At 44.2% G+C, this 14408-nt stretch carries 5 protein-coding genes; all 5 read right to left on the bottom strand.

What is annotated here, in order from left to right; all coding sequences use genetic code 11:
* Positions 1-1317 (bottom strand): vanadium-dependent haloperoxidase, encoded by a 1317-nt coding sequence (locus AC59GT_RS10050; RefSeq protein WP_497237518.1) that lies wholly within the window; start codon positions 1315-1317, stop codon positions 1-3.
* On the bottom strand, positions 1314-4682 hold the full coding sequence (locus AC59GT_RS10045) for a VCBS repeat-containing protein (protein ID WP_497237517.1): 3369 nt from the start codon (positions 4680-4682) through the stop codon (positions 1314-1316). The genes AC59GT_RS10050 and AC59GT_RS10045 overlap by 4 nt, the downstream gene beginning before the upstream one ends.
* A gap of 119 nt (positions 4683-4801) precedes the next feature.
* Positions 4802-6499: a RagB/SusD family nutrient uptake outer membrane protein gene (locus AC59GT_RS10040; RefSeq protein WP_497237516.1), complete on the bottom strand. Its 1698-nt coding sequence runs from the start codon at positions 6497-6499 to the stop codon at positions 4802-4804.
* A 20-nt stretch (positions 6500-6519) separates the two neighbouring features.
* On the bottom strand, positions 6520-9708 hold the full coding sequence (locus tag AC59GT_RS10035; protein ID WP_497237515.1) for a SusC/RagA family TonB-linked outer membrane protein: 3189 nt from the start codon (positions 9706-9708) through the stop codon (positions 6520-6522).
* A gap of 361 nt (positions 9709-10069) precedes the next feature.
* Complete coding sequence (locus AC59GT_RS10030) at positions 10070-14245, bottom strand: hybrid sensor histidine kinase/response regulator transcription factor (RefSeq protein ID WP_497237514.1); 4176 nt, start codon at positions 14243-14245, stop codon at positions 10070-10072.
* Between the last annotated feature and the right edge of the window lie 163 nt (positions 14246-14408).

The following is a 14408-nucleotide window of genomic DNA, read 5'->3' as shown; positions in this document are numbered from 1 at the left end:
TTATTTGTTGACTTTATTAATTACCCAGTTACCCACCTTCTTTCCCTGTATAATACCATTGTCAATAGCATCCATAAAATGGATACCGCCGTAAAACCTTGAGATTGCAGCCTCATTAGCCGCTTGCGTGAAAGAGTTAAACTTGCGTGGTGCTAAACCATACTTCTGCTCCACATTGTCTACATACTCAAACCTGTCACCAAAATAGTGGGTAAGTATAACGGCGGATGCAGCAGATATAACTGAGTGGCCGCTGATGTATTCAGGGAAAGGAGGGGTTTGTAAAAGTGGTTTCCAATTAGGGTCAATATATTTCCGTATGGCAGTTTCCGGCCGGATGCGGTTAGTGCGGTATTTATCATCCCAACAACAGATAAAGCCATCGAGCAGGCCAATGGCTACAACTGTATGCACTTGCATTGCTTTGTTAAAGTCGGCTTTAGCTTTGTTACAGGCGATGCTGGCTATTCCCATCCAGTGCGCCCCCGGAGAGATCTTTTTTAAACCTATCTGCATGTGTCCGTCGCTTTCCACAGCAAAAGGGTTGCAATCCCAAAACGCGGCGGTCAATCGTTCTTTTTCGCTTAGTCCCTTGCCACTTTTTTGATAACTCATTTGCAGGAACTTGTAAAAAGGCGAACCCTTGTTTGTGGAGAATGGAATAGGAGCGGGCGGCAAAAATTGCGAAGCAGAATCAAGGGTTGCCGTACGTATGGTATTAAAATAGGGTTCTACCGGAAGCATGTATGCCGGCGGCGTGGGATGCCAGCCGCTATCCGCGGCTGATTCCTTATAGCGCGCGTAATTGCTAATGCGGTTATACTTGTCCGATTTTGCGTAAGCCAGTATCTTCTTACTGATGAATTTAGCGTAGCTTTTTGAGCTGTCAATAACCGCGTCATCAAAGCCTAGATTACGACAGGAATCTACAAAAGCTTGCTCTTGTTTAATCATTTCGGTGCCTGATGGCTGTAGTTTTCCGGCAGTTTCGTACATCGCCAGTATAGCACTCAGGTGGTAGTCATATTCTTTAAACCGGGCCGGCTTATCTATCACAGGATACTCGTTCAGTACGCCACGAAGGCTTTTAGTTTTTTTATCATTTTGCGATACAACCTCATAACCAGCCAAGCAGGTGTAAGTAAAAAACCGCGATGCAAGAGGAGGGTTAGTTACATCATGAATCATCAAATCGGTCATTCCGTCAATCACTTTTGCAACATCGTTACCCGTAAGTTTTGGGTTAGCGGTGTTGCCGCAACTGTTTATTATCACAGTTAACCCCACCAACACCATAAGAATAAATTGCTTTTTCATTTACCAGCCAGTTTATAAGCTTTAATACCGCTTTGATTTACACCGAAAAGGATCAGATTACCAAGCGGCACTACACTTCTTACATCTCCCGACAACTTGAACCCGGATTGTAGCTGGCTTACATAAGCGTAGTGTCCGTTACCATCTCCTTTTAGCAAGGTGCCGTAATTTGCATCGTACCTTCCAAACCGTATGCGCGCATGGTTTATATTTCCGCAAAGCAGCATATCTTCTTTGCCGTCTTTATCAAAATCAAGCATAGTTATGGTATATACAGGCGCGTATTGGGCCTGGATAGCTAAAGCAGTTTCTTGAAGTTTACCTTGCTTATTACTTAGCAGGCAAATTGTCGAAAGATGATTAGCCGTTAAACGTTTGGCACCACTCATTTCTTCGGCAGTAAAAACCTGGTTTATTGTTGCATCGGCATAGCTTTTGTAATCAGGAAAGCGGGTACGCATCATGCTGATCTGATCCAACAGTTCATCACGCGTTACATACGGATAACTCTTGTGCTGAATGTAAAAGCAAAGTATCGGGTCTATCGAGCCATTGTCGTCAAAGTCTTTGTAATATAATTCAGCAGGTTCTTTGTCGGTAGCCTTACACTGGGTGTTTTGGCCAAGGTTGCCTGCTATAATATCAGCATGTCCATCATTGTTAATGTCGCTTACGCTTATGCAGTTCCACCATCCGGTGTACTGCTTGTTTAAAAATTTGGTAGTCTCATCCGTAAGCCTGCCTGCGCGGTTGGTAAGAATGGTTATCGGCATCCATTCGCCTGTTACCACAAGGTCGGGCGTTTTATCGCCATTCATATCTGCCCATGCCGCGTCCGTCACCATCCCTATATGTTGCAAAGCTGGAGCCAGCGAAGCTGTTTTATCACTAAAGTTGCCTTTGCCATCATTAATCAGCAGATAACTTTGCGGAGTTTCGGGGTATCTTCCCGGTATCACGCGCCCGCCAACAAAAAGATCTATGTTTCCGTCACCATTTATATCAGCTGCTTTTGCACAACCTTTACTGCTCAACATTTTAGGTAGGGCGTTCGTTGCTTTAGCAAAGTTTCCCTTACCGTCGTTTAAATAAAGCCTATCCTGCAGTGCGGGGTCATCTGGCAGGTAATCTCCATATCCCCCAGAGGCTACATACAAGTCAGGCTTGCCATCGCCATTGGCATCAAAAAACACTGCTGCAGCGTCGGTACTTGCTTTGTCTGCCGTGAAAGCTGATGTAGGTTTCAACACAAAGCCGCCACCTTTTTGCTGAAGGTAAAGTGCGCCCGGACGCCCGTTTTCGCCACCAACATATACATCTTCCAATCCGTCGCCATTAACATCTGCTTTCACCAGGCATGGGCCAGAAAAAGATAATGAGTTAGTTAATAACGGCTGCCGCTTAAAGTCATTAGTAGTGTTGATGTTTTTGGTAACCGAAATAGGGGAATTAACCTCTTTAAACACCGGCACTATACTGTTTACCGGCGTTGTTGTCTTTACAGCATCTTTTTCACTGATGGTAATATGTTGATTTGCCTTTATGCTGCTTAACAGCTGCGTACCACCTTGCTGCCAGGTTATTCGTAACGAATCTATATCGTTATCTATCCCTAATCCAAAGTGAAGTACAGGTGTAACACTTGATTGAAAGCCCCGGGTAGGCATTTGCTGCAAGTACTGCTTTTTGTTGCCTTTATAGATGGTGACTTTTGCGCCGATGCCCTGGGTGTTACCTGTACTTCCTTTTAAGTTGATCTCGATAAAGTGGTTTTTGTTTTGAGTGGTTGCCTCGCTTTCGTATATAAAAGCGGGCTGATTTATATTGTTTACAACCAGGTCGAGGTCGCCGTCGTTATCCAGATCGGCGTAGGCGGCTCCGTTGCTGTTGGATGATTGCGTAATTCCCCATGCCGAACTGGTATTGCTAAAGCCAAGATTGCCATCATTTTTAAATAAGTAGCTTTGCACTTTTGAAGAGGGCATTTGGTTAACTATGTTCAGTAGGTCTTGTCGCATCACACGCCGGTCACGAAGGTTATCGCCCATGTACTTCAAAAAATCCATATTGGTGTAATCGCGGGTGTAGCCATTGCTCACAAAAAGGTCTTTCCATCCATCGTTATCATAATCGGCAAATAGGGGAGCCCAGCTCCAATCAGTATTGGAAACGCCCGATAGTTGACCCACCTCGCTGAATGTATTGTTGCCATTATTCAGATGCAGCATATTGCGCATGTACTGGTAATAAAATCCAACACGCAGGTTTAAGTCAAACGCCTCATAGTTATCTGCACCAAATAATAATTTCTGCCGTTTGTTGTCTTCCGGCAGCATATCAAGTGTGTAGATGTCGGGTGTTGCATCATTGTTAATGTCCGCCACATCATTACCCATTGAGTAAAATGAAGTGTGGCCAATTTGCCTTTGCAGCTGATCTGTGAACTTTCCGTTTGTATTGATGTACAATCTATCCGGTACGTTGTAATCGTTAGAGATGTAGATATCCGGCCAGCCATCGTTGTTTACATCAGCTATACCAGCACCCAAGCCGTAAGACAATGAAGTATTTATTATGCCCGCTTTAGCAGTAATGTCGCTAAATCGATTGTTGTTATTTTGTAGTAGCCGTATACCGGCTTCCGCATCCGGTTTGTTTATTAATACCTTAACAGATACATCATCAAGGCTGCTGATGCGCTGCGCGTTATGGTTAACTAGTAACATATCCAGGTCGCCGTCCCGGTCGTAATCAAAAAAGTAGGCTTGCGTACTGAATGACGGAAAATTCAGCCCGTATTCGGTAGCCATATCCTTAAAGAGCGGAGTACCGTTATTGTCGTTACCCTGATTGATGAACAGTTGGTTAACCCGCTTCTCCCCACGTATTTTGCCAGAATAACAAACATAAATGTCCAGCTTGCCATCGCCATTTACATCCGCCATAGTTACCCCTGTCTTCCACGGACCTGGACGACCAGCCACACCAGCGGAGGTGGTAACGTCTTTAAATTGCAGGTGACCAGTATTCATATAAAGTTTGTTATCTACCATGTTGCCGGTAAAATAGATGTCCTGCAGATTGTCTCCATTAAGGTCACCTATAGCAACACCGCCACCATTATAAAAGTACTCGTACATCAACACGTTGGTATTTAGGCCTTCAGTAAGGGTGTTGCTGAAATTGACATGTGTTTGCTGAGGGCTTAACAGCTTAAATAGAGTGTGGGTCTGCTGTTCGTCCTTATGAGATCTTCCGCAGCTGAAAAGCGCAAGAACGGCGATCAGGCACGTCCAAAGCTTCTTGAACAATTTGGCTGAATAGTAATAAGTAAATTGACCAGGAGAGAATAAATATTTTTGCATAGAAATAAGCTAAACAACAGGCTTAAGTTAAACAGAACAATTGCAAAAACCACCTGCTGTAAAAAATCGCAACCCCGGACTTTTACATCCGGGGCGCGATCCAACCAATATATATGTAATCAATATCCGGGGTTTTGAACAAGCTTTTTGTTCTTGTCTATCTCTACCTGTGGTATTGGCATCCAGTTTTGCTGATCAAAGTAAACGTTCTGGAATATTTTAACCTGAGTGTAGGTAAGTTTTCCGGTTGCCGGGTCCTTCACAATCTTCATTGCGTATACCGGTGTATTCAGCACCCCTGTAGCACCTGCCGTAATTTTCCAACGCCTGATGTCAAACCATCGCTTGTCTTCAAAGGCAAGTTCTATACGGCGTTCACGGCGTATGTAGTCGCGCATCTGCGATTGATTGAGGCCAGGTTTTACACCTGGCAGGGCCGAACGGGCTCTTACTTTGTTCACTGCGTCATATACAGATGCATCTGGTCCGGCGGCCTCGTTTTGCGCTTCCGCATAGCTCAGCAATACTTCTGCGTAGCGGAAGTAAATAAAGTTTGCCGTGCTGGCACCGAGGTTTAAGCTGGTTTGCCCGAGTATAGATTCATCCAGGGTCTTTCTTCCGTAATAACCTGTATTGGTAATGTCGCTGTTAGAGCCTAGGTCAACTTCATTATTACCACCTACACGGGTTGTAATAACATCGCCCTGCCACGAAGAACCATCATAAATGATCGATTTATAAAAGCGCTGCTCGCGGTTTTTGTACGGATCCTGCGGATTGTACCCCGAAGCCGGATCAGTAATAGGTAAGCCGTTATCCATGCTGTAGTCATCCACCAGGCCTTGTGTTGGCGCAAGATTGCCCCAGGCTTGCTGTACACCGTTCACTTTTACCGGCCCAAGGTAGCCCTCGCGGTGGCCACCTTTTGCAGGAGTAGCGTACTGTCGTGCAAAGATGGTTTCACTGTTGTTGTTGTTAACAGCAAGGAATTGAGCCGCATAATCCGGAAACAGGGAGTACTGGTTCAGGTTCATTACCTCTTTGTTTGTAGCAGCGGCTTTAGCCCATTTTGTAGCGTCGTTACTTGGGTTTGCCAGTGGGCTGGCAGCAAATAGCTCAACCCAACCTTTAAGCGCCAGTGCCGCGCCTTTTGTAGGTCTGCCCGCTTGTGATGCGGTTAAGGGCAATACAGCAGCTGCTGCATCGCAATCTTTCTCAATAAAAGCAAGCGTTTCATCAGTAGTGCCTCTTCCAAAGAATATGTCGTCGCCCTGCGTTTTATTATCCAGCGGAACGGTGATCAAAGGTACGCCGCCGTAGCTTTCGAACAGGCACATGTAAAAGAATGCACGCAGATAGGTAACCTCGGCAGTACGCTGTTTAATCCAATCAGCTGAAAAGTTTGTTTTGTACTTTTCAACCTGCTGTAAAAACACGTTGCACTTCCTGATTTTGGTGTAGTTTGATTCCCAATCCCACATGCCCGGCCCAACGTTGGTGCCCGGTCCTGTTGGTACGTTATTAGGGTTTATAGAGCCCGCCCGTACTACAGATTGGCCGGTTTCCCATGCTGCACCGCAGAAGCTATTATCTGAATACTGTTCAGAAGTTTGATACTCATTATTGAGATCAGGTAACTGATTGTATACGTCATTTAAGAATAGATCAGCATTGCTTTCACTGCTGAAGGTAGTGACATCAGTTAACGCCCCTTTTGGCGGCACTTCCAAAAAGCCGTCTTTTTTACAGGCGCTGAAGCTTATGGCAAGCACAGCCAGCAAAAGTATTGGTGTATATATCTTATATCTCTGTTTCATCTTTTCTAAAATTATTAATATTAAAAAGTAGCATTAACACCCACCGAGATAACGCGCTGCTGATAATAGTTCTGATTGCTGCCGCTGTTTTCCGGGTCTATCGTCTCTCTAATGTTTGGTGTCCAGGTAAATATGTTCTGGCCTGCGAGGTACAATCTGAGGGACTGAATCTTGTTATGCAATAATTTGCTTGAAAAGGTGTAGCCAATCTCGGCGCTTTTTAGGCGGAGGTAAGCGTTGTTGCGCAAAAACCATGATGATGTTTGCGTATTGTTCGGTGTTGGTGTTCCTGTCAACCTTGGGTAAAGCACATTGGTTCTTTCCGGTGTCCAGTACTCCGTAAATGATAGCTCCGAAGGAGAACCAGAGGCTGCGAATGGCTGAACGAAGTAGCTGTTAAGGTTAATGCTTGAGTTTGCAGTACCCTGGAACAATACGTCGAGATCAAAGTTCTTGAAGGCAATGCGTGGCTCAAGTCCGTAGATGATCTCCGGTGTTTGCGGATGGCCTATTACCGTGTTATCATTTGCATCTATTTTACCATCAGGTGTACCGTTTGGTCCGCTTATGTCGGCATAACGTATATCTCCCGGGTTTACAACACCAAAAGATGGCACAGGAATACCTGCCTTAAGGGAACCGTCAGCATTAAAGTCGTTTGCAGAGAAATAGCCTAAAGCCTCTAAGCCAAACTGTGTACCCAATGGCCTGCCGGTTTGCCTGCGGTTAGGGTTATTAAAGGTTGCGCCGTTCTCAAAAAACTTAAGCAGTTTGTTGCGGGCATACGTAAAAGTTCCGGTAAGGTCTAAGCGTAAACCATTGGAGAATGTGTGAGAGCTGCTTACGGTAAGGTCAACACCGCGGTTTACCATTTCGCCGCCGTTTTCGAATCCCAGTCCTATACCATACTCGCCTGGCAGTGCTCCGGAAACACCCACAAGCATGTTTGATCTTTTGTCTGAAAAGTAATCGGCTTCTATGCTTAAAGCGCCTTTCCATAACGTGGCTTCAAAGCCTACGTCCGTCTTTACTGATTTTTCCCAGGTGATGTTGGGGTTACCTTGCAGAGCCTCGTATATGCCTTGTGTAGCGCTTCCGTTTAGTACAGCTGAGTTACCGTAAACATTATATGGGCTTAGGTAATCATATGTTCTGATGCCGCCTCCCTGGCGTGGATAAGCACCAGACTGGCCCCATGATGCACGAAGTTTGAGGTTATCTATCCAGTTGAAGTTGTCCTTAATGAACTTCTCTTCTGATAAGCGCCATCCGGCTGAAAACGCTGGGAAGAAACCAAAGCGTTTACCCGGTCCAAACAGGTAACTGCCATCATAACGACCGGCAGCTTCCAGCAGGTATTTACCGCTGTAGGCATAGCTTACCCTATAAACATAACCTAACTGTTTTTGGCCGTTTGAGAAGCCTGAGTTGGTAGCATCTGACGGAGCAGGACCGCCGTAGTTCAACTCGTCCAGATCCAGGTTATAGTTGATACGGGTAGCGCTGAATGTTTGGTATTTCACGCGGCGATATTCAACAACGCCCAATGCAGTAATGGAGTTTTTACCAAAGTTACCCTGGTAGTTTAACAAACCCTGGTATGTAAAAGAGTGGTTTTGCGCGTATGACTGCGTGAAACTTGCTTTTGAGTTACCCTGTATACCTTCTTTGAAAGTGTAAGGGGTAGTGCTAAAGTCCGGATTGTAGAAGGGGATAGGGGTGGCATATGTACGCTGGAATGAATTAGTTTGCCCAGGGAACAATGCGTCGGGGCCTTCATCATAACTGGCAACACCCTTTAAGCTTAACCCCTTTATAGGTAGTTGCTGCTCAATTGTAAACTGCGTTTGCAGGCCAGGGTTCTCATTAAACTGAGTACCGCTATGGTAGATCTCGCCGATTAACGACTGACCAATGTAACCAGACCACAGGCCATTGCTATAGTATACCGGTGTAGTTGGTGCCTGCCTTTGCGCCTGGCCTATAATGGTACCTGCGCTTTGTGCTGGGAAGTGCTGATCTTCTACCCATTTGTTTACAGATAATGAAACCTTGGTAGTTTTAGTAGCATCGGCTGTTAAATTTATTGATCCATTGTATTTATCCAGATAGGTTGGGTCCCACATACCATTCTGATGCGTGTAGCCCAGGGATGCGAAGTACTTTATACGTTCAGCACCACCTGACAAGGTAAGGTTGTGGTAAGTAAGCAGGCGATTAGGTTTGATAATCTCCTGTAAAGGATGGCCATCTGAATACCTGTCCGGATCTGAATGATCCAGAAATTTTTGCAGCTCTTCAGCTGTATAAGCCACCGGCTGTCCTTCGTTCTTGTTGGCTTCATTACGCATCAACGCGTACTCATATGAGCCTACAAACTTTGGCACCTTGGTAGGGTTTTGAAAGCCCACATAGCCGTTGTAAGTAAGGGTAGGTGACCCCACTCGTCCTCTCTTAGTAGTTACCAAAATAACGCCGTTTGCTCCGGCAACACCGTAAGGTGCAACAGCGGCAGCATCTTTTAATATGGTTAAGGTTTCAACGGTGTTTGGGTCTAACCGGGTAAAGTCGCGCGGTACGCCGTCTACTACAAGTAAAGGTGCGCTGCCGCCCAATGAGCCTGTTCCCCTAATCTGTATGTTTGAACCGTCGAAACCAGGCTCACCGCTGCTTTGGGTAACAATTAAGCCCGACACACGGCCCACCAGTGTATTGGAGATATTCACAACTGGTTTTAGCGCGATATCTTTAGCTTTTAATGTGGATACGGCCGCTGTCGTAGATGTTTTTTTCTGGGTACCGTAGCCTACTACAACAACCTCGTTAAGGTTTTTGCCGGCAGGCTGCAGGCGTATGCTCAACACAGTTTGTCCGCCTACGGCTATTTCTGAAGTTTCGTAACCAATGTAGGACACTATCAGCGTAGCGTTGTCGGGGGCGGAAAGTGTAAAGTCGCCGTTTACGTCGGTTACCACACCGCCTGTACCATCTTTAACCCTGATGGTTACCCCCACCAGCGATTCGCCGGTTGTTTTATCAATAACCTTTCCCTTAATGGTTATAGGTGGCACGTTGGCTGCTGCAGACATTGCATAGGTGCCGCTGTGAGCATAAGTAACATTTCCCAGGCACATCAGCACAGCAAGAGCGCAAATTGCCGCTTTGCTAAACTTTGGCCGGTAAAAAGGTTTAAGTAAGTTATGTTGCATAGTTGGTTTTTTAGGTGATAATTAATGCTGCTTTAAGTTTAAAAGGATCGGTAATTGGTTATAAGTTGCTGGCCTTTCTCATATAAGTTTTGTTTTATTTGGTTAATGTTGGTTTTTAATTGAAAGAACAGCCGTATAGCCAGGTAGCAAATAGTTGCATAAGGATTAAAGGAGTTTATGTGCGAATAGCATCAGTAACAACCTTAAGGCAAAAATTTATTTACTGTTATTTATACAGGTAATAATTGGTACCGCTAATTTGATGATATCAGCGCACTTGAAAAGGGGGTAAACTCGGATTTGTAGCGGGGGTATATCGTAAAAAAAAGCCCTTGCCAGAGTGGCAAGGGCTTTTTTTATATCAGGAGTTGCGCCGACTATTGGCTATACTGCGCACGTTTTGATTGTGATAAGGCTGCCTGAACTTTTTAATATAGTCCGACGGGTTAAGCCCGAAAAGCTTGCTGAACTTTTCCCTGAAATATTTTTTATCATTAATGCCCACTTTGTAGGCAGCTTCGGCAACGGAGCAGTCTGTAGTGATCATAAGCTCTGCAGATTTGCGCAGGCGTACAAACCTGATGAACTCATTTGCCGAACTGCCCGATATGCATTTAATTTTTTTATAGAAGTTAGAATGGCTCATTCCAATCCTGTCAGCTACATCTTTTATGCAAAAATCTTTGTCTTCAAGGTGTTCCTCTACAATTTTGATACACTTCTCTAAAAATTCTTTGTAATCAGCTGATATCTTAAAGTCGTTCGTCTTAAAAGTAATCTCATTATAAAAGTACTTGTGCAGGTTTTCTTTGTTCCTTAAAAGGCCGTTAACCCTGGCAATTAGTACTTCCTTTTCGAAAGGCTTTGTTATATAATCGTCGGCACCGCCCTCTATACCTTTCAGCCTTATCTCCGGCAGGGTACTGGCTGTCAACAAAATTACGGGTATATTATTCAGCGCGACATCTTCCTTTACCCGGCTGCATAACTCAATACCGCTTATCCCATCCATCATAACATCGCAAATGATAATGGATGGGATAAGTTTACTTGCCATTTCGAAGCCATCAAGCCCATTGTCTGCTTCAAACACCTCAAATTCTGCTTGAAAAATTTGCTTTACATACTGCCTAATCTGTAGGTTATCTTCTATGATAAGCATGGTATTTTTAGCTGCCAGCAAAGTATCATAGGTATTTACCTTTACGGTGTTAACGCTATTTAAAACAACCGTTTCCGGCTCGCTAAAATCCATCAGTTCGTCCAGGAAGACTGATGTTTCCACTACGTCTTCAAATACAAAAGCGCTTCCGAAATGTTCCTTGCCCTTTAGGAGATCAATTTTAAATGTAGTGCCGTCGCCAGGTTTGCTTTCATAACTGATTGCCCCTTTGTGGCTGTTTATAAACATTTTTACGAGGTAGAGCCCTATTCCGAAGCCGGGCTGTGACTGCGCTGCGTCCTGTACCTGATAAAACCTGTCGAAAAGCTGATCACCTGTGCCTGGTGGTATGCCTGCGCCGCTGTCTTTAATGTAAAGGTTTACGCCTTTTTCATCTTCGGTAAGGGTACAACTTACACTGCCACCTTTTGGTGTGAATTTAATTGCATTAGAAAGAAGGTTAAACAGCACAATTTCCATCTTTTCTCTATCCGCGTAAAGTTCTATAGTCTCTACGCTGCACTCGAGATTGAAGTTGATGTTTTTGGTTTTAGCCTGAAAGCTAAAGCAAAGGAAAACTTCGCGGCAAAGATTCACAAAGTTAAGCTTAACTACTTTGAGTTTGTCGCCATCGGTATCTGCCTTTCTGAACAGAAGGAGGTGATCTACCAGGCTAAGTAACCTCCTTGAGTTGCGGTAGATAAGATGCAGATTGTTTATGTTATCGGTCTCATCGTTATTATTGGCGATCATTTCTTTTACCGGATTTATGATGAGTGTAAGCGGCGTACGAAACTCATGCGATATATTGGTAAAGAATGAAAGCTTCTTTTCTACCAGTTCTTTCTCTTTTTCTGCAGATATATTGGCTATGCGTATCTCGTACTTAAGCCTCGCCTGATTACTTTTATAGCGAAGGTAATAGTATACCAAAACGGCGCCAACTGCAAAGTAGCAAAGGTATGCCCACCAGGTTTTATACCACGGCGGCAGTATCACTATCTTTAAGGACGTATAATTATCAAACCATACCCCGTCCTGATTAGCTGCTTTAACCTTGAAATTGTAAGTGCCCGGGTTAAGATACCGGTAAGTGGCAGACTTTTGGTTTTTTACATAGTTCCAGCTTTTATCAAGCCCCTCCAGTTGGTACGCAAATTCACTTTTATCAGTATAGGCGTAATTTAACGCAGCGTACTGTATAGAGAATACAGACTGATCGGGCTTCAGGGTGATCTGCCGAGCATCGGCAACTACCTCCGTCAGGATGTTGTCCTTCTTACCAACCTCTACTTCTTTACCAAATAGCTGAAGGGCTGTAATCACAATATTTGGTTTAAAGCTGCTGGTTTTTACCTGTTGTGGAAAAAAGATGTTGTAGCCTTCGGTACCGCCAAAACAAATAAACTTATCCTTAAGGCTGTACATCACCGCGTTAGGGCTAAAGTGGCCGGTTTGCAACCCGTTAGAAGCATCATAGTTGACTATTTTACCGTTAACATCTATTTTGGAGATGCCTTTGTTGGTGCTTACCCAAATATTGTAATCTTCATCAGGCTGTATAGCATTAATGGTATTATTGGCCAATCCGTTAGCTTCGGTGATACGGCTCAGGCTTTTTGTTTTAATATCAAAAAAAAGCAGGCCATCGTCTTCTGTACCAATAAGCAATTTGTTACCAGGGTACATCTTCAAAGAATATATTACCCTGCTTGGCAGATATTCAACCATCTGTTTATCAGCAGAAATATTGGAGAACTTATCTTTAACCCTGTCATAATACCACAACCCCGAGCCATAAGTGCCTATAAACAAGTTGCCGTCGTTGTCTTCGCAGATAGCCCTAATGTTGTTGCTCCCTAACGAGCTGTTACCGGTGTTGTAGTTTATAAAGGTGTTTCCATTGCCTACCATTCGGCTTATGCCGCCACCATTTGTACCTATCCACAAGCTATTGTGTGAATCAGGGTATATCACCCTTATATCATTTGAACACAAACTGGCCAGGTTGCTGCCGCTGTGTGTAAAGTTGATGAACTTGTCTGTACGTTTGTCGTACCTAAACAGTCCCTGCTCATACGAGCCAAACCATAGGTTATTCGCGTTGTCTTTTGCCGCGCATAGTATTGCGTTGTTGGTTAATGAGCCGTTTTTGCCGTCGGCATAATAATGCTTTAAAACATCCCCGTTCAGGTTCTTTTTGTAAATGCCATCTCCATCGCTGCCCAGCCATAACAAACCATCAGCATCAAGGCACATACCGTAATATCTTAACAGGCTGGTGCTATAGCCGCTGGTTTGCTTGGTTTGAAACTTCATGAATTTTTCCGGTACGCTGCTCACCATGTAAATGCCGTCGCCGTAGGTGCCCGCCCAAACGTTATTGTCCTTATCCTGGTATAGCGACTGAATAGTTCGCTCGGTAATGTTGTAGTTGTCTTCTGATCCTACCGGTTCTATGTCAATTTTTTCGGGAGTGGTCTTTTGCAGCTCTTGCAGGTCCAGTTTATACAGGCCACCATCCTGCAAACCAATAAGCAGATTTTTTTGGCTGTCCTCTAAAAGCGAATAGAAATAGTTGCTGCGGAGATGATGTTTTGGGCCGTTGATTAAGTAAAATTTATTTTTGCTGCGGACGTAATAGGCGAGGCCCTGGCTGGTGCCTATCCAAACATTTTGATTATGATCTTCGCAGATGGCGTTTAAACGCCCTGCTTTTACACTGCTTACATCAACTTCCGTTGCCTTACTTAAGATTACGCCGCTTTTTACATGATAAACAGATAATGTGCCACCTTGGTCAGCCAGCCATAATAGCCCTTGGGAGTCTTGCAGTGACATACTTATACTATTGCTGAACATGCCGGGCACGTTGCGCTTGCTAAATTCCTTTATTTGCCCGGTGTTTTTGTTGTAAGAGAACATGCCCAGGTTGTTGCACGAAAACCATAAAGTATTTTTATCAGCAACAGAAATGTTATTAACGCTATTGATGCGGTCAGCCGGATTACCCGTTAAGTAGAACGGGGTAAATTGCTCGGTACTGGTATTAAATTTAAACAGGCCGCGGCGGGTTGATACCCATATTTCGCCCTGCGGATCTTTAAACATCATTTCAAGATAGTTTCCCGGAAGGCCTTCTGGTTTAGTTGGGTCGTACTTGTAAACTTTAAAGTTTATACCATCAAACCGGTTTAGGCCATCTGCGGTAGCAAACCACATAAAACCTTTATTATCTTGTATAATGCTGTTTACAAAACCAAAGGAAAGGCCGTCTTTTAGCGAGTACTTTATAACCTTTCTGTTGGGTGTGGTTTGCGCAAAATTGCACATGCTAAGCAATACACCAAGTGCAGTTAGTATAAGTTTTCTCATAAGCGTGGCAGATTTACCCTGGTTTATAAATGTCAAATTAGCATTTATAAACATTATCGGCAAAATATTTTGTTTTTAAGGCAAAGGCACGTGTATGTTTTAGCTTAAACGACAAACCTGATGAGGCTATAAGCGAAGGAGGGTACGATTGTTAAACCGCGTG

Source organism: Mucilaginibacter sp. 320_HR, assembly GCF_059691875.1.
This window is presented reverse-complemented; position numbering and strand designations above follow the sequence as displayed.